Origin of the sequence: Paenibacillus sp. Marseille-P2973, from assembly GCF_018101095.1 — a bacterium.
Lineage (GTDB): Bacteria > Bacillota > Bacilli > Paenibacillales > Paenibacillaceae > Fontibacillus > Fontibacillus vini.
In genome coordinates, this window is sequence record NZ_JAGQEH010000008.1 from 1 (window position 1) to 22,457 (window position 22,457).

Annotated in this window: 19 protein-coding genes; 4 read left to right on the forward strand and 15 right to left on the reverse strand. The window is 53.2% G+C overall.

Annotated elements, in window-relative coordinates; genetic code table 11:
• Positions 1–429: 429 nt before the first annotated feature.
• The 12 genes from cydC to KB559_RS16215 all read right to left on the reverse strand — a co-directional run bounded on the left by cydC (position 430) and on the right by KB559_RS16215 (position 15,152).
• The gene (cydC, locus tag KB559_RS16160; RefSeq protein WP_211022980.1) at positions 430–2,202 is read right to left on the reverse strand and encodes a thiol reductant ABC exporter subunit CydC; all 1,773 of its coding nucleotides are present in this window, start codon (positions 2,200–2,202) and stop codon (positions 430–432) included.
• Complete coding sequence (gene cydD / locus KB559_RS16165; protein WP_211022981.1) at positions 2,199–3,986, reverse strand: thiol reductant ABC exporter subunit CydD; 1,788 nt, start codon at positions 3,984–3,986, stop codon at positions 2,199–2,201. The genes cydC and cydD overlap by 4 nt, the downstream gene beginning before the upstream one ends.
• Positions 3,986–4,999, reverse strand: coding sequence for a cytochrome d ubiquinol oxidase subunit II (gene cydB, locus KB559_RS16170; protein WP_211022982.1), 1,014 nt, complete (start codon positions 4,997–4,999; stop codon positions 3,986–3,988). Before cydB ends, cydD begins: the two co-directional genes overlap by 1 nt.
• A complete protein-coding gene (locus tag KB559_RS16175) occupies positions 4,989–6,392 on the reverse strand; it encodes a cytochrome ubiquinol oxidase subunit I (protein ID WP_211022983.1) in 1,404 nt (467 codons plus the stop codon). Before KB559_RS16175 ends, cydB begins: the two co-directional genes overlap by 11 nt.
• A 203-nt stretch (positions 6,393–6,595) precedes the next feature.
• Positions 6,596–6,970 carry a nitrous oxide-stimulated promoter family protein gene (locus KB559_RS16180; RefSeq protein WP_211022984.1) on the reverse strand — a complete coding sequence of 125 codons (375 nt, stop codon included), beginning with the start codon at positions 6,968–6,970 and terminating at the stop codon, positions 6,596–6,598.
• A gap of 87 nt (positions 6,971–7,057) precedes the next feature.
• Positions 7,058–8,713 carry a hypothetical protein gene (locus KB559_RS16185; protein WP_211022985.1) on the reverse strand — a complete coding sequence of 552 codons (1,656 nt, stop codon included), beginning with the start codon at positions 8,711–8,713 and terminating at the stop codon, positions 7,058–7,060.
• Between the two features lie 3 nt (positions 8,714–8,716).
• The gene (locus tag KB559_RS16190) at positions 8,717–9,532 is read right to left on the reverse strand and encodes an ABC transporter ATP-binding protein (protein ID WP_211022986.1); all 816 of its coding nucleotides are present in this window, start codon (positions 9,530–9,532) and stop codon (positions 8,717–8,719) included.
• Between the two features lie 126 nt (positions 9,533–9,658).
• A complete protein-coding gene (locus KB559_RS16195) occupies positions 9,659–11,149 on the reverse strand; it encodes a catalase (protein WP_211022987.1) in 1,491 nt (496 codons plus the stop codon).
• 289 nt (positions 11,150–11,438) lie between these two features.
• A complete protein-coding gene (locus tag KB559_RS16200) occupies positions 11,439–12,425 on the reverse strand; it encodes a siderophore ABC transporter substrate-binding protein (protein ID WP_211023176.1) in 987 nt (328 codons plus the stop codon).
• 72 nt (positions 12,426–12,497) lie between these two features.
• On the reverse strand, positions 12,498–13,256 hold the full coding sequence (locus tag KB559_RS16205) for an iron ABC transporter ATP-binding protein (protein WP_211022988.1): 759 nt from the start codon (positions 13,254–13,256) through the stop codon (positions 12,498–12,500).
• The gene (locus KB559_RS16210) at positions 13,250–14,200 is read right to left on the reverse strand and encodes an iron chelate uptake ABC transporter family permease subunit (RefSeq protein WP_211022989.1); all 951 of its coding nucleotides are present in this window, start codon (positions 14,198–14,200) and stop codon (positions 13,250–13,252) included. Before KB559_RS16210 ends, KB559_RS16205 begins: the two co-directional genes overlap by 7 nt.
• Entirely contained in the window at positions 14,190–15,152 is a 963-nt protein-coding gene (locus KB559_RS16215; protein ID WP_211022990.1) for an ABC transporter permease, read from the reverse strand. Before KB559_RS16215 ends, KB559_RS16210 begins: the two co-directional genes overlap by 11 nt.
• Before the next feature lie 391 nt (positions 15,153–15,543).
• On the opposite strand from KB559_RS16215, the gene KB559_RS16220 reads away from it, so the two are divergent.
• From KB559_RS16220 to KB559_RS16230, 3 genes are all read left to right on the forward strand, one after another.
• Entirely contained in the window at positions 15,544–17,262 is a 1,719-nt protein-coding gene (locus tag KB559_RS16220; RefSeq protein WP_247681902.1) for an ABC transporter ATP-binding protein, read from the forward strand.
• Entirely contained in the window at positions 17,259–19,193 is a 1,935-nt protein-coding gene (locus KB559_RS16225; RefSeq protein ID WP_211022992.1) for an ABC transporter ATP-binding protein, read from the forward strand. The genes KB559_RS16220 and KB559_RS16225 overlap by 4 nt, the downstream gene beginning before the upstream one ends.
• Positions 19,194–19,293: 100 nt before the next feature.
• Complete coding sequence (locus KB559_RS16230; protein ID WP_211022993.1) at positions 19,294–19,422, forward strand: DUF4023 domain-containing protein; 129 nt, start codon at positions 19,294–19,296, stop codon at positions 19,420–19,422.
• 85 nt (positions 19,423–19,507) lie between these two features.
• Here the strand turns inward: KB559_RS16230 and KB559_RS16235 are convergent, their stop codons facing one another.
• The 3 genes from KB559_RS16235 to KB559_RS16245 form a co-directional block, all read right to left on the reverse strand.
• Positions 19,508–19,693, reverse strand: a complete 186-nt coding sequence (locus tag KB559_RS16235) for a hypothetical protein (protein ID WP_211022994.1) — start codon at positions 19,691–19,693, stop codon at positions 19,508–19,510.
• A gap of 88 nt (positions 19,694–19,781) precedes the next feature.
• Positions 19,782–20,510, reverse strand: a complete 729-nt coding sequence (locus KB559_RS16240; protein WP_211022995.1) for a DUF6081 family protein — start codon at positions 20,508–20,510, stop codon at positions 19,782–19,784.
• Positions 20,511–20,564: 54 nt separating this feature from the next.
• A complete protein-coding gene (locus KB559_RS16245) occupies positions 20,565–21,488 on the reverse strand; it encodes a prenyltransferase (protein WP_211022996.1) in 924 nt (307 codons plus the stop codon).
• Between the two features lie 210 nt (positions 21,489–21,698).
• On the opposite strand from KB559_RS16245, the gene KB559_RS16250 reads away from it, so the two are divergent.
• Positions 21,699–22,208 (forward strand): hypothetical protein, encoded by a 510-nt coding sequence (locus KB559_RS16250; RefSeq protein ID WP_211022997.1) that lies wholly within the window; start codon positions 21,699–21,701, stop codon positions 22,206–22,208.
• Positions 22,209–22,457 lie beyond the last annotated feature (249 nt).

The window sequence follows — 22,457 nt, forward strand, 5'->3', positions numbered from 1 at the left end:
TACATTGAGTTCTTTTACAACCGCAAGCGCTCAAATAGCACAATTGGTTACATGTCACCGGTGCGCTTTGAACAGATGTACTACCAATTTACAGCTTAAGGGTGTCCACTTTGTTGACAGAAGAGCAAACCTACATGTAATATCACCAGTTTAGCCGAATTGGGCTCAAACGAGTGAAATTAGCGGGAGTTTTTACAGTTAATTCTCCGATTTATTCTCTCGGGCTAAAAATAGCTGCAGATTTTACACTTAATATACGGTTGGGTTGACCGTCACCGTGTGACCAAGCACCGCGCGCCGGAAAGGCGGTTAAGGCCTTGGCCGGCGATCTGGCCCGCGATCTGTTCGACGATCGGCCCGAAGACCTGTCCGGCGATCTGTCCGGCGATCGGCTCGGTAATCGAACCGCCGGACCGATTACCAATCCACTTATTCTCCCGGGCGGTCCAAATGGTACAGGTTGCGATACCGCGGTTCGCGTTCCATCAGTTCGGCATGGGTACCGCGCATCAGAATGCGGCCGTGCTCCATGAAGATGATCTCGTCCATCTCCTCCGCTCCCACCAGATGGTGGGTCACCCACACGAGCGTCTTGCCCGCCGTCGACCGGAATATGGTCGACAGCAGCTCACGCTCGGTACGCGGGTCGAGCCCGACGGTCGGCTCGTCGAGGATCAGCACCGGCGTGTTCTGTAGCAGGACGCGCGCCAAGGCGACGCGCTGCCGCTCCCCGCCGGAGAAACGCTGGCCGGTCTCCCGCATCGGCGTGTCCAGTCCACGCGGAAGACCGGCGACCAGCCCGCCGAGCTGCGCCTGCTCTGCCGCGCGGGCAATCTCCTCCATCTCCGCGTCCGGACGCCCGAGCCGGATATTGTTCGCCACCGTGGTGTCGAACAAGTGCGGGCTCTGGTTCAGCACGGAGATGATCCGCGGAATGCCGTCATCGCCGAAATCGGCGGCCGGCATTCCGTTAATCGTAACCGCGCCCTCCGAAGGCGCGATAGCCCCCTGGATCAGCTTCAGCAGCGTCGACTTGCCCGCTCCGCTGCGGCCGATCACCGCAACACGCTTGCCTTGGGGAATGTCCAGCGTTACGCCGTCAACGGAATTGCCGTCTTCGGCTCCGTAGGCAAAGCGGACACGCTCCAGCTTCAGGTGCGCGCTGGAAGCGGCCTTGGCAATCGTCTCCGGCGAAATGGAGTTATCGCCGCCGCCATCGCCTCCCGCATGCCCGCCACCCGAAATCCGATCGAGCCGGTTCAAGGACTCCCGGTATTCGGGAAGGCGCTGAACCGCCTCCGACACCGGGAGGAACGCATCGGCCAGCGGAAAAATAACCAGTACAAAAGCAGCGATTAGCGTATAGTCGATTCGCCCGTCCGCCGCTTGGCCGCCAGCCCAATAAATCATCGATACGACCGCGAGTCCGACCACCAACTGGCCGATTAACATCCGCCAGCGGGCCCAGGATCTGAGCTTACGCTCCTTGCGCATGACGGCGGCTTCATCCCGTTCGTACTCGCGCAGGAAATCGTCCGATCTTCCGCTGATGACCCAGTCACCGATGCCCATCACGGCATCGGTCAGCTTCTGGTACAAGCCGTTCCGCTCCCGCTTCACTTCCGTGTCCATCCTCCGGGTCAGCTTCAGCGAGATATATGGCAGGACGGCAACAAGAACGAAAATATACAAGGCGATCAATAAAGCAAACGTCCAGTCAAAGAAGCCGAGCGCGATCACCGCCGCGGCATAGAGCACCAAGGCGATGAGACTCGGGAACACCGTGCGTATATAGACATTCTGCAATTGTTCGATATCATCGGCCAGCGCCCCGAGAATGTCTCCGGTCCGATAGCGGGACCGGATAAACAAAGCTTGCGGTTCGAGAATGCGGTACAAACGGACCCGCATTTTGGAGAGAATCCGCAGCACCGCATCATGACCGACCAATCGCTCCACATAATGGATCACGGCGCGCCCTATACCGAAGGCCCGAACGCCGACGATCGGCACATATACAAGCAGGACGTTGTACGGCATGGTCGCCGATTTGGAGATCAGAAAGCCGGAGGTAAACATCAGCATCGACGCCGCGAGGAGCGTCATTACGCCGAGAATCAGGTAAAGAGCAAACCGGCCGCTATACATCCGGAAATAAGGAGTAATCCACGGTTCTTGTCTCTGCTGTCCCTGAGCCTTCATCGCAATCCCTCCCGCTGCAATGCCGTCAATTCATAATAAGCGCCTTGGCGTGCCAAGAGCTCTTCATGCGTGCCCGTTTCGGCAACCCGCCCCTGCTCCATGACAATGATCCGTTCCATGTCCTGCATCCAATGCAGACGGTGGGTTGCCAGAATGACGAGCTTCCCTTCGAAGAGGGGCAGCATCGTCTCCTTCAGTTCATATTCCGTCTCGATATCAAGATGCGCCGTCGGTTCATCAAGCAGGATGACCGGCCGTTCGCTCAGCAGCGCCCGAGCCAGCGCCACGCGTTGCTCCTGACCGCCGCTAAGCGGGCGTCCGCCGCCGCCGATAGGCTCGTCCAGCCCACATGGGAGGCTGCGGATCAGCGCGCCGAGTCCGGCGGCCTCCGCGGCTTGCTCCACCTCAGCCGATGAAGCATCCGGCTTGTTGAAGCAGATGTTATCCGCCAGCGAGCCGCTGAAAATATAAGGCTTCTGCGGAATATACGTAATCTGCTCCCGCCACGCCTCCGGGCTCAAATCGCCAAGCACCGTACCGTTCAGTTCAATGCTTCCTGTTGTCGGGCGCAGGAATCCGCCCAGCACATCGATCAGGGTCGATTTGCCGGCGCCGCTCTCGCCGATCACGCCGATCCGGCCCATTCCGCGAATCTCCAAATCCACGCCCTCCAAGGAAGGCTTGGCTCCCGATTCTATCGCATCATCTTCACCTTGGCCACCATCAGCCTGGCTTTCCTCAGCCTCATGTTTCACGCCCAATCCCCGCAGCACCAATGTGCTTTGCGGCGTCCAGCGCAAATCGGCTCCCGCCGGAACCGGCGCCGTCTTAGACGCCTCTTCCTCCGCTGCGGCGATGATAGATTCCATCGCTGCGCCAGCCTCTTTGCCGTCGAGGGTCGCGTGATAATCCGCGCCGACCATCCGCACCGGCAAGAAGTACTCCGGCGCCAAAATCAGCACCGTCAGCGCGGGCAGCAGCTCGATCCGGCCCTCTACCAGCGGCAGTCCCAAGCTTACGGCCACGGAGGCTACGGACAGCATTGTAAAGAAATCCAGCGCAAACGAAGACAGAAACGCCACGCGGAGCGTCCGCATCGTTGCAGAACGATAGGAATCGCTGACCCGCTCGATGGAATCAATGTGCGTTTTGCTGCGCCCCAGAAATTTCAGCGTCTCCAACCCGCGCAGCGAATCGACGAAATGATTCGACAGCGTACGGTAAGTTTGCCATTGCCGCTCCGTCTGTTTGCGGGCAGCCAAACCGATCAGAATCATAAAAATGATCAGAATCGGCAACGTCACCAATAAGATGACCGCCGAGGTTTTGTTCAGGGTAAAGACGTACAGCCAAACCAGCGCCGGGGTGATCCCCGTCGCCAGCATCCGCGGCAGAAAGAGCTCCAGGTAGTTACGAAATTTCGTTACGCCCTCAAGAACGAGGGTAACGAGATTGCCCGTACCTTCCTGCCCGGCAAACCGGGGCCCAAGTTCAAACAGCTTGGACAGCACTTGCTTCCGCAGGGATTGCCCGGTCTGCTCGGCAAACCGGTAGGCCGTCTTCTGCATCAGCACTCCACATCCCTGCCGGACCATAAAAGCAAGCAGGAACATGCCGATTCCACCGGCCTGTTCCTGCAGCTTAGCGCCGGCAAACAGGGCGGAGATGACCTCCGCCAGCCATTTAGCCTGCAATATAATTGCTATTGTTTGAATCAGGGTCAAGCCCGCCATAACGGCCATTACCGGCTTGATCCCTTTGTATTTCATTAGTCCCTGGCCCATTAGTACTCCAAATGCTCCTTTTCGTGAACACGTTTATGGAAAACAAAGTAGCTCCAGATCTGATATCCCAGTACGAACGGCAGCAGTGTCAAAGCAACGATCGTCATAACCTTCAACGAGTAATGACCGGAGGCCGCGTTATGAATCGTAAGCGAAAATGCCTCACTAATCGAGCTGACCATCACCCGAGGGAACAACCCGACGAATACGCCCGAGATCGAAAGCACGGTCAGAGCGCCCGTCATGCCGAATGCCCACCCGTCTTTGCGCTTGGTCATGAACATTCCCGCAAGCAGGAAGCAGACCAGACCCACTACGGCCATCAAACCGAGAGGCAAAGCTCGAACTTCGAATACATCCGTCTGGAAGTAAGTCATGACAGCAAAGATGACGAACAAGGCGGCCAGCGGAATCAGCAGCTTATGTGCCAGCTTCCGGGCGCGATCCCGTAAATCTCCGGTCGTGCGCAGCGAGGTGAACATGAGGCCATGCACCAGGCAAAGCACAACTACGGTAATACCGCCTACTAATGTATATATATTAACCATATCGAACAGTCCAGCCTTCATTTCCATGTCGCCGTCAATCGGCAAGCCCTTAAGCAGGCCGGAGAAAACGACGCCGAGCAGGAACGGAGGCAGCAGGCTGCCGAGGAAAATAGCGACATCCCACGTTCCCTTCCACTTTCCATTGTCGACTTTTCCGCGGAATTCAAACGCTACCCCGCGCGCAATTAAGGCAAGCAGAAGAACTACGAGCGGAGTATAGTATCCGCTGAACATGGTGGCGTACCAGTTCGGGAATGCCGCGAACATCGCACCCCCGGCGGTCAGCAGCCACACCTCGTTAGCGTCCCAGAACGGACCGATCGAGTTAATCAGGACGCGGCGCTCCATATCATTCTTGGCGAGAAAACGGGTACTCATTCCGACCCCGAAGTCAAATCCTTCAAGGAAGAAGAAACCGATGAACAATACGGCCACTAACACAAACCAGAGTTCATTAAGAGACATGGTGGTATCCCTCCTTCGAGAATGGATCTGACGAATGGTCATCAGAAGCGGCTATGGCGTTCGGACCCTTCTTGATTGTTTTCACGAACAGGTAAACCATCACGATAGCCAATGCAGTGTAAATTAAGCAATAAGCAATCAGGGAGAACAGCAGCTGCCCCGATGTAACGCTTGGCGAAATGCTGTCTTTCGTTTGCATCAATCCGAATACCGTCCAAGGCTGACGCCCGAATTCTGTCATAACCCAGCCCGCCGTATTGGCGATAAACGGAAGCGAGATCGCCCAAAGCATGCAACGGTAGAAAAATTTATTCGGCTGCTCCAGTTTTTTGCGCCATGCCAGATAGGCGCCGTACATCCCAAGCACAATCATCAGACATCCGGCGGCAATCATAATCCGGAAGCTCCAGAAGGTCGTGCGTACCGGAGGAATATAGTCCCCGGGACCATAAGTTTGTTCATACTCCGCCTGCAGCTGATGCATGCCTTTGACTTCGCCCGAGAACGAACTGTACGACAAGAAGCTGAGCAGATAAGGAATCTTGATTTCAAAATTGTTCTTTTCATTTTCAGAATCGATATGTGCATAAACCGTCCAAGGTGCAGGGTCGCCGCTCTTGCCCCACAAGCCTTCGGAAGCCGCCATTTTCATCGGTTGCGTTTCTACCAGATATTGCGCCTGCTGGTGCCCGAACAACGCGGTGGAGAAAGAAGCCACCAGGCCGACAATGACCGCAATCGTGAACGACTTTTTGAAAAATTGAACATCCTGCTTACGCAACAATTTATAGGCACTGATGCCGGTAATCATAAACGCGCCGGTGGCGAATGCACCGAGCACGGTATGCGGAAATTCTACCCACAACTGGCCGTTGCCGATCAAGGCGAAGAAATCATTCATTTCTGCGCGTCCGTTGTTGATCTCGAAGCCAACCGGTCTTTGCATGAACGAGTTGGCGGCCAGAATCCAGAACGCCGACATGGTCGTTCCGAGCGCTACCAGCCAAATGCAGAGCAAATGGACTTTTTTGGACAAGCGGTCCCAACCGAAGATCCACAATCCGATAAAAGTAGACTCCATAAAGAAAGCAAACAGGGCTTCCACCGCCAGAGGCGCTCCGAAAACGTCGCCTACAAACCGTGAATAGTCCGACCAGTTCATGCCGAACTGGAATTCTTGAATAATCCCCGTGACGACGCCCACCGCAAAGTTAATGAGGAATAGCTTGCCCCAGAACTTTGCCATCTTCTTGTATTCCTCTTTGCCTTTGACGACATACATCGTTTCCATGATGGCGATCAGAAGAACCAGACCGATGGACAAAGGCACGAAGAAGAAGTGAAAAATCGTCGTCGCCGCAAATTGAAGTCTCGCAAGCACTAACGGATCCATAATTTTTCTTCCCTACTTTCTTCAAACAAGATTAATTCTTAACTAATGTGAATTCTATCACGGAATTATGAAGATAGACGGGTAAAAAGTAATAATTTTGTGACAAGAATCACATGATAGATGTCACATTAGTGAACAAAGTCCTAAAAGCCCAGTGCTGGCGCGACTTTGCTTCTTATTTGTAGGGTTGTGAAAAAAATGTGTCAGCTAGTCACTGCTTTGGATTTCCGTCCGTCCAGCATGTGCCGGATCGTCAGCACGGGGTGGGACCACAGCATGCGGGGACCGGAATAGCGCATTACTTCCTTAATCATTTCTCGGGGATCCGGAGCATAGCAATGAACCGGACAGTCCACACAGGTGGACTTCTCTTCCCCGAAACGGCAGTAAGTCAGCCGGTTCATCGCATAACGGTGCAGCTCGCGGCAATCTTGGCATAAACCGCCTTCCTTCGTAACCTCTCTGTGCTTTCCTTTGCAAAAAATCAAAATCATATGCCCGACGGTTGCCTTCTCCCGGCTGATTCTAGGCCCGGCCTGGCGTCGTTCCTGCCCCGAGCCTTTAGTCAATGTGTCCATTTCCAACCCCCGCTTAAGTAATGTGAATTTGTGGGATAACCTCTGCCTTTTTCGTAAAAAATCCTAATTTGTGTTGCACGGGCTCCCTCACGGCAATTTAACGGAAAATGCTCTTTGCCATAAAACCCAGTTGGCCGCAAGCAGCAACGCTGCATATACATATACGCCAAAGCTGACCAAAGTCGCCGCATAATGCACCAGAGCGAAGCCCCCCAGAAGCAGCATCAGCGGAATCATGCGCATACCTTCACCCTGCTGCGCTGTTTCCAACCGTTCGGAGAATGGCAGCGCCTTGCTCAGATAAGCAAAACTAAGCACGGAATAGGCTAAGATAGCGAGGCCGGCCACAATCAAATCGGGTACAATTTCGGCCCCGAAAAGGATGACAAACACGACGGCCTCTACCGCATACAGAGGCAAAATGAGCCGGACCACAGCCGCCATCAGGGTTCCCCGGTATACCGGAACGCGATCGCCGATCGGCAGAACCCGGTAAATCCATGCCGCCTTGTAGCTGCGCGAATATTTCAGCATCAATATGACGTTCGGAACCAACAGGGCGCAAAAGTAAATGAACAGATGCAGCTTCGTCCCCGGTAATCCGGATAATCCGCGTTCCCTGCCGCTCGTAAACAAAAAGATGAAAGGGAAGATCAGCGAGAAGCCGATAGAGGGGTACACTTTAAGCTTAAATTCCCGTTCATTCCCCATCATCGTCCAGGCAAATCTGAAAAATACCTCTTCTTGCGGACTTGAGCCTAGCAAATGTGAAATGGATTTCAGCCATTTTCCGGCGCCTTCCTTTTTACGGCTCCCCGGGTCAGCAAGCTTTTGCAAATTCCTTTCCAGCGACGGCATCAGTTTAATGTACAACAGAAATGTCAGGATCGGCACGCATAAAGCCAGCAGCGAAAACAAAAGGTACGATATACTGTTGTCTCCGTGCAGCAGTGTCTCAAACGGCGCGCCGAACCAAACCGGGACGATGACAAATTGCCACCATTTCGGCTGAAACACCGCTTGCTGCAAATCAACAAAGTCGAAGAGCCTGATAAGCAACTGATACCCCAGCGCGATAACGATGGTGAGTCCGATTTGCACATAGTTGATGAAGTCCTTCAGCTTCTCGCCATCAAAAAATTTAAGCACAGCCAGGTAAATCAACGCCGTAATCACGACGATTAAGAGGTCCATCAAAATTAACTCGGCCACGAACAGCAGAAAGAATCCTATTCCATGCCGGACGAGTCCTACACCCAGCGGAACGATCGCAATTGCCCCTGTCAGGAAAAACATATAGAAGCAGATATGCAGCATCTTGGCCATCGCAATCGTTCTGCGGTTCACCGGCTTCGTGGACAAAATGTTCCGGTCCCGGATATCCAGCAGCACGGATGAGAAATCTGAAATCAGTGAGGTCATGATCATAAACATGAATATGCCGAAAATCAGGCTCATCTGAAAAATAAAGTTGTCGCCGAGCCCCACAAACATGGAGCTGAACGCACCGAAAATCAGATACAGCCACAAAGAGCTGAAAAACTGGTTTTTCTCCGTTCCGTTTATCTTTCCGCGGTCAGCCTGATCTTTGTTCCTGGCCTTGCCGATAATAGTGGGCACTCTTCTACCGTCCATCGTCAGCTTGATTTGGAGAATGCGGCGCATCACGGGGTAATCTACTCCAAATTTTCCGAAGACGCCTTTGAACCGGTCCAGCACCCATAACGTTCTCATCTCTTTCATCGGCTACACCTCTTGCACGATCGCCACAAATTGCTCCGCGATCTCTTGATGCTCGTTAAATCCGGTCAACTGATTAAAAATCTGCTCCAGCGACCCCTCTTGGCTCTGTCCCTTCAGCTCTTCAAAGCTGCCGTCCGCCACAATGCGCCCTCCGTCCAACAGAATGATGCGATCGCTGATCTTTTCCACGACGTCCATGATGTGAGACGAATAAAAGATCGTTTTCCCTTGGGCAGCCAGCAGGGCGAGAATTTCCTTCACCACCATCACGCTGTTGGCATCCAGGCCGCTTAACGGCTCATCCAGAAACAGAATATCCGGATTATGCAGGAGGCTGGAAATAATCAGCACCTTCTGTTTCATTCCTTTGGAAAAGGTAGCGATCCGGACGTTAAACACATCCTTCAACCCGAACATCTCCAACAGTCGCCTCGCTTTGCTCTCCGCATCCGCTGGCTTCAGGCCGTACAGCTCGCCTATAAACGTTAAATATTCTCGTGCCGTCAACGTATCGTACACTTCTGCAACCTCCGGCACATAGCCGATGCGCTTCTTGTAATCCACGCCCCCGTCGCTCGGGCTTTCGCCGAAAACCCGGACTTCGCCGGTATAGCCTTCCACCAGGCCAAGCATAATTTTAACGGTCGTACTCTTGCCTGCCCCGTTAGGGCCGATGTATCCGATAATTTGACCGGGGTTCACATCCAGATCGATGCCGTTCAAGACGTATCTGTCCGAAAATCTCATTCTTAAATCTCTAACGGTGATAACAGGACTGTCAGTCGATTTGTTCGATTTGTTCGAGTTGTTCGAGATCATATTCCCACCCTTTCCGTTTTGAATCTTCTCTTAACAGGAGGTCCCTTATATAACATTACTGCAAAAAAAGACGGAACCCTTCACGGATTCCGTCTTTTCTATTCTTCATATTGATTTCAATCCCGTTTATGCCTCTTGTTCTTGGCTTCCCGCAGCCGGAGCGGCCGGAATGAAACCGCTGATGTCCACGCCCAATCCTTGCGCAAGGCGCATGCCGTACTCGACGTCGGCGCGGAAGAAGTTGCAGATGGCGCGCAGCCGGGTTTGTTCCGTCGTCTGCCGCAGATCGTTCACCAGGTTACTGATCAGGTTAGCCTGCTCTTCAGGAGTAAAGCTGCGATACAATTCGCCGGCTTGCGTAAAGTCATCGGTCTTGGCGATTTTCTCGCGGCCGATATGCCCGGTTACAGGAACGACGCTATCCTGGTAACGCGGGTCTTCCTTCGGACTTTCTTCCAGGCTGTTCGGCTCATAATTAACCGGCGACGGATCCTGCATGACATTCATCAAGCCGTCACGCTGATGATTGCGGACCGGCGCATACGGGCAGTTGACCGGAATTTGCAGATAGTTCGCGCCGAGCCGGTAACGCTGAGTATCCGGGTAAGAGAACAGCCGGCCTTGCAGCAGCTTATCTTCGGACGGTTCAATACCCGGAACCAGTACGCTTGGAGAAAATGCCGATTGCTCTACTTCGGCGAAGAAGTTCACCGGATTGCGGTTCAGGGTCATCGTGCCGACTGGAATGAGCGGATAATGCGATTCCGGCCATACCTTCGTCGGATCCAGCGGATCGAAGCTCCAAAGATCGAGATCCTCTACCGGCATCAACTGCACATTCAGCTCCCACTGCGGGAAGTTCCCTTGCTCGATGTGATCATGCAGATCCCGTGTCGCATGGTTAAAGTCTCGCCCTTGTACTTCACGCACCTCATCCGCCGACAGATTGACGACTCCCTGTTTGGACTTCCAGGTGTATTTCACATAAGTAATCTTGCCTTCCGCATTGATCCACTTGAAGGAGTGAACTCCGAAGCCGTCCATTTGCCGGTAGTTCGCCGGCGTCCCGTTATCCGAGAACACCCAGGTCATCATGTGGGTGGATTCGGTCGACAGGGACATGAAGTCCCAGTACCGGGCCGGATCCTGAATGTTCGTATCCGGCGCAGGCTTCAGTGAATGAACCATATCCGGGAACTTGATCGCATCGCGGATAAAGAATACCGGCAGATGATTGCCGACGAGATCATAGTTACCTTCCTCCGTGTAGAACTTTACCGCGAAGCCTCTAGGATCGCGCGCCGTCTCCGGCGAGCCCTGACCGTGGATAACGGTCGAGAACCGAACGAACACCGGAGTTTCGCGGCCAGCCTCCTGCAGGAAATGCGCCTTAGTAAACTCGGACATGCTCCGCTCCGTAACGAACACCCCGTGAGCGCCGGCTCCTCTCGCATGAACGACCCGTTCCGGAATACGCTCCCGGTCAAAATGCGCGATCTTCTCCAGCAGATGGTAATCCTCCAACAAAGTCGGACCGCGTTGTCCTGCCGTCCGCGAATTCTGATTATCTCCCACTGGCGCTCCCTGATTCGTCGTCAATCTGTTGTTGCTGTTCATCTATAAATCATCCTTTCGGCTTTGATATTGTATTTAGACTTAATCTAAGTTCTGAATTAAATTCTACCATGCCCGCATGAAAAAGTGCATGAAGGTTAGATGAGGAAATCATGAACGCTCGAACTCCTGACTTCCGATTTCTCACTGCCATTATATAAGTAATCCCCGGTGAATATTCCAAGCGGACCCAAGGCTGATAAGTAAGACAAAGCCCAAACGCAAAAAAGCAAACCCTGCGCATAAGAGCGTAGGGCTTGCTTGCTGCATCACAGATATGGCCTGCGTTATATTACTGAATTCCTTCTTGCACTTCTTTCAACATTTCCGGTACGGACAACAGGCCGCCCCCGGAAAGGTACCAGTAGTTAGCGTCCAGGTAGACGATCTTGCCGTCTTTGTAGGCGTTCGTCTTTTTCACGAGGTCGTTCTCAACCAGCTTAGCGGCCGGTTCGGCTTGCTTGCCTTCTTCAGTTACGACAGCATCGCGGTCTACGACGAACAGATAATCCGGGTTCTTCTCCGCTACGAATTCGAAGGAGATGGAGTCCCCGTGCGTATCGGCTTTAAGATTTTCATCGACTGCTGGGATACCGAAAACATCATGAATGATTCCGAAGCGCGAGCCCGGTCCATAGGCGCTGACTTTGCCGCCAGTCGTCAGGATAACAAGCCCCTTTTTCCCGCTGGAAGTCGCCACATCGTTCAAAGCTTTGATCGAATCGTTAATCGCCGTAAGCTCTTGTTCTGCTTCAGCCTCTTTGCCGAAAATTTCGCCGAGCGTTTTCACGTTTTCCGTGAACGAGCCTATATAATTGGCAGTATCTACGCCCATAAAGATCGTTGGAGCGATCTTGTTCAACTCTTCATAAGCCTCGGAAGAACGGCCGGAGATGAAGATGACATCCGGGTCCAATGCATTCAGGCCTTCAAAGTCCGGCTCAAACAGCGTACCCGCATTTTTGTACTTGCCGTCTTCGTATTTCTTCAAATGGGTAGGCAAACTGGCTTGTGGTACGGCCGCCACTTCCACACCAAGCTTGTCGAGCGTTTCCAGCACGCCCATGTCGAACACAACCACTTTGGCCGGGTTCTTTTTGACCTTGGCTTCGCCCAGCTTGTGCTTGATCGTAAGCTCTTCATCCTCGGCTGGCGCGGCAGCTGCCGGCTGCGTAGTATCCGTGCTTCCAGTAGCTCCAGCGTTGCCGCCATTGTTTCCGCTATTTTTGTTCGCTCCGCAAGCGGCCAATACAAGAACCATAACCAGAGTAGTAAACATTAACGCTAACTTTTTGCTATTCACCTGAATTCCCCCATATTTTCACAATTTAAAGTCATTTCGAAAGAATGCTTAAGCAAAATACACGCATATTTTGTTGCCGCCGATCTCCTGGACCGGAATTTCCATATCGTAAACTTCACGCAGCACGGACGGTTCGATAATTTCATCGGTCGTGCCTTCCTTGACCACCTTGCCATCCTTCAGCGCGACAATATAGTCGGAATAGCAGGAGGCAAAATTGATGTCGTGGATCACCAGCACTACCGTTTTGCCAAGCTCATCGACCAATCTGCGCAGTACCTTCATGATTTGCACAGAATGATTCATATCCAGATTGTTGAGCGGCTCGTCGAGCAGCACGTACTCCGTGTTTTGCGCGATGACCATGGCGATGAACGCCCGTTGCTTCTGACCCCCGCTGAGTTCGTCGAGGAATTTATTCTGCATCGTTTCAAGGTGCATATAGCGAATCGCCTCGTCTACATAGGCTTCGTCTTCCTTATTCAAGCGTCCCTGCGAATAGGGAAAACGCCCAAAGTTTACGAGATCCCGCACCGTCAACCGAATATTGATGTGATTGGATTGCTTAAGAATTGAAATCTTTTTGGCAAGTTCCCCGCTTTTCCATTGCCCGATTTCACGGTCTTCGATCAAGACTTCGCCCTCGTCCTTGGCAATCAGTCTGCTGATCATGGACATCAACGTGCTCTTCCCCGCCCCGTTCGGCCCGATAAAGGAAGTAATCTTTCCTTTCGCGATCTCCAGCGAGACATTGTCGACGACCTTTTTACCGCCATATTGTTTGGAAACTCCTCTGACCTTTACCACGATTTATTCTCCTTTAGCAGCAGATAGATGAAGTACACCCCGCCGATAAAGTTGATGATGACGCTTAGCGAAGTGGAGAAGGTAAACACTCTCTCGATGATCAACTGACCTCCGGTTAAGGCGATAAAGCTGACCAGGGAAGCGCCGAGGATCAACGTTTTGTGACGGTAAGTATTCAGGAACTGATAAGACACATTGGCCACAAGCAGCCCCAGAAAAGTAATCGGTCCGACTAAGGCAGTCGAAATCGATATCAGGACAGCGACGACGATCAGCATCCGCTTGACGACATATTCATAACTGATGCCCAGGTTGACGGCATGATCCCGACCCAAAGCAAGCACATCCAGATACTTGGTAAACCTCGCAAAATAAAGCGCCACAAGCATCACGCCGACGAGCGACAGCCAAAGCAGATCGGAATTGACATTATTGAAGCTGGCGAACATTTTATCCTGGATGACCAGAAATTCATTCGGATCAATCAGCTTTTGCAGGAACGAGGTCACACTCGAGAAAAAAGTTCCGAAAATGAGCCCGATCAGCAGCAGATGATAAATGTTACGCCCTTCCCTGCGAAACAGCATTCTGTACAGCAGCATGGCGAACACGACCATCAGTCCGACCGCCAGTACAAAGCGCAAATTTTTGCTCATCATGGTTAAGGCCGTTCCCCCGATCAGGAAAACGATCACCGTTTGAAGGAGCATATACAGTGAATCCAGACCGATAATACTCGGCGTCAGGATCCGATTGTTCGTAATCGTTTGGAACACCACGGTAGAAAAAGCGATGGCTGTTCCTGTAAGGAGAATGGCGATCAGTTTTCTGCCCCGTCTTGGCAGTATGTAATCCCAATGTCCGCCCGCCTCGATCGTCATAAAGACGACGGCAAGCAGAACGGCGATACCGGCAAGGATCCATAGTTTGGTTTTATTGCTCATATGTCTTTCTCCTCAACAGCAGATACAGGAAGATACCGCTTCCGATAACCCCGACGGTCAGTCCGATCGACACCTCATACGGATAGATGATCAACCGTCCCAGAATGTCGCATGCCAGAACGAAGACTGCGCCCAGTAAAGCCGTGTAAGTCAGGTTTCCCTTCAGGTTGTCTCCGCGGAATATCGTGACCAGGTTTGGAATAATTAATCCTAGAAAAGGAATCGACCCGACCGTCAGCACGACGACCGAAGTAACGAGCGCCACCAAACCTAACCCGATGTTGACGACCTGCTTGTAATTCAAACCGAGGTTGACGGAAAACTCCTCGCCCATGCCCGCGACCGTAAACTTGTTGGCGTAAATATAGGAAACCGCCACTAGAGGCACGCTGATAAACAACAGCTCGTAACGGCCCTGCATGATCATGGAGAAATCCCCATACAGCCACGCGGACATGCTCTGAATCAAATTGTATTTATACGCAAAAAAAGTAGTTGCCGAACTGACGATTCCGCCGAACATTAACCCGACGAGCGGGATAAAGATCGTGTCCTTGTATTTCACCCGGTTCAGAATTGCCATGAATATATAAGTTCCGAGAAGGGCGAAGACAAAGGCTATGGACATTTTGACGAGCGCTCCCGCCGATGTAAACAGCAGCAGGGCCACCATAATGCCGAAGCTGGCGGAGTCCATCGTGCCCGCCGTCGTCGGCGACACGAATTTATTCCGGGTCAGTTGCTGCATAATCAAACCGACGATGCTCATGCTGACTCCGGCGATAATGATGCTGACTAGCCGGGGAATCCGGCTGATCCACAGCAGTTCCCAAGCTTCCCCGCCTTCCGGCCCGAACAGGTCAAACAGTGACATGCTGGAAGCTCCGATAAACAGGGATGTAATAGAGAGTACGATTAATAGTGCTATTAGAATGGTGAGAGTTTTCTTCATTATGAGATCGTCCTTACTTTGCCTCCTCTGGCCTGGAGGAAGCCCAAGTGATTCGCTGCCGGCAGGACAGACGATGAACAATTAATAATGATATTCATTATCAATTAGATTGAATTATACCGTGCGTATTTTCACACTGTCAACCGTTTTAAAATTTAAATTATTATAAGAGGCTCTTTATTTTGCTGCTGAAATCCTATTGTACGAACATATGTTTTTGTATAAAATAAATTGGAGAATATTAGGAACGGGCATAAAATTGACGCTCCTAGATTGAATGTACATCGATGCATGAATGGAAGGGGTGTCCGGCTTGGCTGAACAATCAAATGAACCGAACGAAAACAACAAACGAAGGACGAGGACGAAATCCTTGGGCCATTACCGGGAAATGCTGGGCCGGTACGTATTTACTCAACGCAGGCTGCTGATTTGGTTAGCGGTGCTGCTGCTGGTGTCCATCGCCCTGCAGCTCGTGAATCCGCAGGTGATCCGTTATTTCATCGATACGGCTCAAGGCGAAGGCAGCTTGAATGCGCTTTATTATGCTGCCGCCATCTTTATCGGATTCTCCCTGATCCAGCAAGTGATTTCCGTATGCGCGGCCTATTACAGCGAAAACCTGGGCTGGACGACGACCAATCGGCTGCGGGCCGATCTCGTTGAACACTGCCTCTCGCTCGACATGACCTTCCACAAATCTAACACCTCAGGCACCTTGATAGAACGGGTCGACGGCGACGTCAACGCGTTAGCCAACTTTTTCTCCAGCTTTATGATCCACCTGCTAGGCAACATTTTACTCATGTTAGGCATTTTACTTCTGTTATTCCGTGAAAATATTTGGATAGGCGCAGCGATGTCCCTATTCGTGGTAGGAGCTGTTTTTGCCATCCAGTGGATCCGCAAGTTCACCGTACCGGTTTGGACGAAATGGCGCGCCCAGAACGCCGAATTGTACGGCTTTATCGGCGAGCATCTGGAAGGAACGGAAGATACCCGCGCCAACGGGGCGGCCGGCTATGTCATGAATCGTTTTTACGACCTGTCGCGGCGGATGTTGCCCGTACGCATCCGGGCTTTCATGGGCTTCGGGATGATGTGGAGCACTACCATCTTCGTCTTCGCCCTCGGGAATGCCGCCGCCTTCCTCGTCTGCGCCTGGCTCTGGAAACGGGGCGAGCTCACGATCGGATCCGTCTATCTGGTCTTCTATTATACGGAGCTGCTGGCAAAGCCAATCGAGAAGATCCGCACCCAGCTTGAGGATTTGCAAAAAGCCGATGCCAGCCTGATCCGTGTCCGCGATTTGCTTAGCACGAAGCCGCAGATCACCGACGGCCCGGGAGCCCCGCTTCCCGCAGGGCCGCTGTCCGTGCAATTTAACGGTTTGACATTCTCTTACGAGGCGGATGGCGAGCCGACGCTGCGCCACTTGAACCTATCGCTGAAGCCGGGCCAAACGCTCGGACTCCTGGGCAGAACCGGCAGCGGCAAATCGACGCTGGCCCGCCTGCTGCTGCGCTTCTATGATCCCCAAGAGGGATCGATCGAGCTGTCCGGAGTCGATATCCGGGACTGCAAGCTCCATGAACTGCGCAGCGGCGTAGCCATGGTGACGCAAAATATTGAGATTATGGAAGGTACCGTGCGCGACAACCTCTCCCTGTTCGATGAAGAGATTAGCGATGCTGAAATTCTCTCCGTCCTGAAAGAGCTGGGCCTGGAAGAGTGGTTCGCTTCGCTTCCGGATGGCCTGGACACGGTGCTGGCCTCCGGCGGAGGAAGCTTGTCGGCTGGTGAAGCCCAGCTGCTCGCCTTCGCCCGGGTATTCCTGAGCGATCCGGGGCTCGTCATTCTGGACGAAGCCTCCTCGCGGCTTGATCCATTAACGGAGAACCGGATCGAAGCGGCGATCAGCCGGCTTCTGGAGGAGCGGACGTGCATTATGATCGCTCACCGTCTATCAACGGTACAACGGGCCGATCAGATTTTAATTCTGGAGAACGGGCAGATTGTGGAAAACGGCCCTCGGGCTGAACTGGCTCGCGATCCGCAGTCCCGGTTCAGCCGGATGCTGGCCGTCGGGCTTGAGGAGGTGCTGGCATGAATACAAGACATTTTTTCTGGAGATTACTCCTTTATCGCCCTGTCTTCTATTTCTCCAACCTGTTTGCGTGGATGGTCATACATATGGCCCCGCTGCTGCCGGGGTTGATTACGAAGGCTTTCTTTGACCACCTTGAGGGCACTTATGATTTCCCTTACGGAATTTGGGGGATCGCCGCCCTGCTGGTAGGCGCCGCGCTAGCCCGAATCGCGCTGATCGCCGGCGGCTTCTGGACGGACGCCAACTTCCGGTTCCGGATTAGCACCCTACTGCGGAGAAACATGTTGGCCCATGTGCTGAAGGAGCCCGGCGCCAAAGCGATTCCATGTTCTCCCGGGGAAGCGATCAGCAACTTCCGCGACGACGTCGATCATACGGAAGAAGCGATGAGCTGGTCTGTCGATATGTTCGGGCTGATTGGATTCGTAATCGTCTCGAGTTATATTCTGATCTCTATCGATGCGCAGATGACGTTCTTCGTGTTCGTGCCGCTGATTCTGGTCGTTACGGCGGCGCAAATCGCCACGACGCGCGTCCAGAAGTACCGCGCGGCGAGCCGGGCCGCGACGGCCAAGGTCACGAGCTCGATCAGCGAGATGTTCTCCAACGTCCAGGCGATCCAGGTCGCCGGGGCCGAGACGCGGATCGTGCGCCGTTTTGAACGGTTAAGCGATGAACGCCGCCAATCGATGGTCAAAGACAAGCTGATTACCGAAGCCTTGTCATCGGTGTTCACGAACTCCGTAAATCTTGGGACCGGCCTGATTCTCGTGCTTGCCGGTTATAAAATGCGCAGCGGTTCGTTTACGGTCGGCGACCTGTCCTTATTTATTTACTATTTGACCTTCGTTACCCAATTGATTTCGAATGTAGGTAACTTCATGACCTATTATAAGCAGATGGCCATCAGCTTCGGACGGCTGAAGGATATGCTGCAAGGGGCGTCCGCCCGGATTCTGACCGCGCCGGCCTTCATCGGGCTCGGCAAGCGGCGTGAAGCTGCGGCTGCCGCGGGTGCCGGGAGTGCGGGCACTAGGAGCGTGCGTGGCGGGAATGCAGGCGGCGAGGCTGTCGCTGGGACGACCGTTGGCGGTACGAAGAGGACGGGGGTGAAAGCGGCGACAGGGGTGAAAGCTAGGCGCGAGGAGGACCGACTCGGCGCCGATGTAGCGGGGACGGTACAGGCGGACCCGCTGCAAGTCCTGGAGGTGCGCGGCCTGACGTACCGTTACCCCGAGACGGGCCGGGGCATCCAGGGGATCGATCTGCGCCTTGAGCGCGGATCGTTCACCGTGGTCACCGGCATGATCGGCTCGGGGAAGACGACGCTGCTGCGCGCACTGCTCGGCCTCTTGCCGGCCGAAGGCGGCGAGATCGCCTGGAACGGCCGGCGCGTGGAGGCGCCGGCGGACTTCTTCGTTCCGCCGCAGAGCGCGTATACAGCGCAGATTCCACGCCTGTACAGCGACAAGCTGCGGAACAACATCCTGCTCGGGCTGCCGGGCACCGATGGCAGCCTGGAGCAGGCGCTGCACGCCGCCGTCATGGAAGACGACGTGGCGCAGCTCCAGCACGGCCTCGACACGATGGTCGGGCCGCGCGGGGTGAAGCTCTCCGGGGGCCAGGTCCAGCGGACCGCGGCCGCCCGGATGCTCGTGCGCGACGCACAGCTGTACGTGTTCGACGACCTGTCGAGCGCGCTCGACGTCGAAACCGAACGTAAGCTGTGGGAGCGGCTCTTCCGCGACAGGGGCGAGGCCACCTGCCTCGTCGTGTCGCACCGCAAGGCCGCGCTCTCGCACGCGGACCACATTATCGTGCTCAAGGACGGCACGATTGAAGCCGAAGGCACGGCGGAGCAGCTGCTCGCCGTGAGCCCCAGCTTCCGCCAGCTCTGGCACGGCGAAGAGAGCCATGCCGGAGCGAAGTAAAGCTCCGGCTCCAAGCCCCCTCCTTCCGGGATGAAACCGTCCCGATTGTGGCATAGTAACGCAAGAGATTTCATCATGTTCTTGCGAAGGAGGAAATTCTGTGGAGAACCTGCATGAGTTTGTCGAAAAAGTCCATGATAAGCAGGACAAGGACGAACGCAACCGGAAACGGGGCAAAGGAAATCCCGCCGGCCAACTGCCAACCAAACAGCATGGAACCCAGAAATAAATTGCACTATTAAACAAGAGCCGTCCCCTTCAGCACATTGCTGAGGCGGACGGCTCCTTTGATTCTTCAGGACAAATTAATAATTTTAGTGATCGTAAAGATCCTCGCCGGAGATGTACTCATTCGGAACGTCATCCCCCGGGCTAGCATGATTCTTGATTTGGCTAAGTCGCCCTGCCCGGCCTTCTCCGCCGTTGCCTGTTGAAGCATTTTGGGCGTTGCTGCTGCCGTTGCCGACCCGCCGGTTGTGCTGCTCGCGTTTGCTCGCCATGTCTGTAACCTCCCGATGTCAACTTCATCCTGTTGCATGTTGAAGCAGGCATCCTGCCCGTTTCTAGCCTTTGACATCGGGCCGGTTTTTATTCCTTAATCGTTACCGTTACAGGCGACCATTCCGCAATTACGGTTTGACCGTGAACCGATACGCTGCCTTCCGGGGTAAGGTCTTTTTCCGTCATAATTCCGAGCGCGATGGTAAACCGGTTGAATTTGATCGGTACCCCGCTCTCTCTGCGAATTTCCGTGCCGTTCACGTAGAAGACAACTTCGTCGTTCCCGCGGTTGTAAGTAATTTTATAAGTGTTGAATTCCCGCGCTTTGAAGTCCGTATCTTCCTTAAACACGCAAAAATACTTCGTCTTGTCGCTGGCCGGCACTTCCACGCCCGGGAAAGGCAAAACGGCATAGACGCTCGCGTATTTGTCGTTGCCCGCAAAGAAATCGAGCGCCGCGCCGGTCGTGAAGTCAAGCAGGTTCAACGATACATAGCCATCGTACAAATCGCCGGGCGCCGTATTTTGCGAGCGGGCACGGATTTGCAGCTCAAAGCTGACCTCGCCGGACTCAGGAACTACGACGTCCTCCACGGAATAGTACATATGCTTGGCATTGTCCAAAATTTGAATTTGATGATTCTGACGGCTAAGCGGAGCACGGCAGTACAGAATACCGTTACGAACGATAACTACGGCCTCCGGCTCGCGATATTCCCAAAATGACCCGTCGGGCAGCGGGAAGCCGCCTATTTTCCAAACTTGTCCCTCATTCAATATCGTATGAAAATCGCCGAATACTTTTTGTTGTTCCATGAATTGTCGCCCTCTCTCTTAGAAGTGATTTTTGTGAATGAGATTATTATAGTGTTAAAGCTGGATCAGTCCTTGCACCAACAGGGCCGCCATCATAATCAGCCCGCAGCGGATCGAAGCCTGCAAAGATGCACCCATCAGCGGCAAGTAGGCCGCGGAAGGATTATGCTCTTTCAGCCGACCGTACACCCGATACACGGGGATAATGGTGAATAGCGCCAACAGAGAATAAAGCGGCAAAGTCCCGATCACCGCGCAAAGAATCAGAAAGGCATAGGCCAGAAAAAGCATCATTTTCGAGAAGTTCAGCGCACGCTTTTCGCCCCAGACGACGACCAGCGTGTTTTTCCCGGCCTGCTTGTCCGCCTGCCAATGCAAAAAATGGTGGTTAAACAGCACCAGCGTCGTCAGCAAGCCGATCGGCATGGAGAGCAGCACGGAATCGATGCTTAAATCCTGTGTCTGCACATAATAAGCCCCCATTACCGGTAGCACGCCAAAAGACAGCAAAATAGCCACTTCACTCAGCCCTTTGCCCCGGTATCCAAACCGGATTGGCGGAGCCACATAAAAATAAGCGATTAACCCGCCCAACCCGCCAAATACGAGTACCGGCCAGCCGCTGTACACGCTGAGCACCACGCCGCACAGTACGGCCAGTCCAAGCAGCGACCAAGTAATCGCCGAAAAGGTCCGCTCGGACATCAGTCCGCCGGACAGAAAACCGGAGTTCGTCGAGATCACCTCCGGTGTTTCTTTGGCCGCGACGTCGGCTCCATTTCGGTAATCCCATAAATCATTGATCATATTCGAGAACAGATGGGCCGCCCCCGCACCGATCAGTGTAATGACAAACAGCACCGGGTGAAACACGCCTTTCCACATAAAGGCCCCCAGCGCGCCGAGAAATACAGGAACCAGCATCACGGGAATCACTTGAAACCGGGATGCTTTCCTGAAAGTTGTCCATATGTTCACCGGTTAATTCACGCTCCCATGTTATAGTGTGTTAAAAATATCACTATTCAATTATACATGATCTTTTTCATAGACGAGCGGGGAATTTTTAGAAAGCCACGAACTGGACCAAAGTCCAGGTTTTTACTTCCCCATAGACTGAAGATACCTGGCAATTTTTATAGTATGCTGTGAGAAGATGAATACATAGACGAAGGAGATACGATACGCATGAATAAAAGATCTTGGATCGGCCCCGTACTGATCCTGCTCGGCTGCTACTTATTTTTCTTCCGTAAGGAAGCAATGAGCACGGGCTCATTATTCGGGCATTTCTGGCCTACCATGTTCATCATACCGCTCGGACTGTTTTTCCACTGGCTCTACTTCTCCTTAACGGAACGGAGAGCCATCGGACTGCTGATTCCGGGAGGCATCCTGTTTACCGTCGGACTGGTTTGCCAGTTATCCACCCTGTTCGACAGCTGGCAGTATCTGTGGCCCGGTTTTATTTTAGCCCCCGCCATCGGACTGTTTGAGTTCTATTGGTTTGGAAATCGCAACAAATACCTGCTGATCCCAATCAATATTCTGGGCGCGCTTTCCCTACTATTCTTTGCCGTCTTCTCGCTCGGAACACTGTATAACCGGATGATTCTCGGGCAGCCTCTGCTGGCGATCGCCCTGATCATAATCGGCGCCGGCGTCATGATCGCCCCGAAATCAAAAAGACGCTTTTAGAACTCTCTACGAAAACCAGCCCCCGCGGTGTTGCTGCGGAGGCTGGTTTTTTAGCTTTTTGGGCGAAGGTTAAGGGACTCTCATCAACATTTAGCATATTTCATAGACTATTTCTCAATTTGTTCTCTTGTAGAGGACAAAATAGGAAAATGTCCACCAAAAGGTGGACACAAGCCTAAAATGGTTCCTCGATTATTTACTACTATATTTAGCATCGAATCCTCGATCACCTACCATATACAGACATCC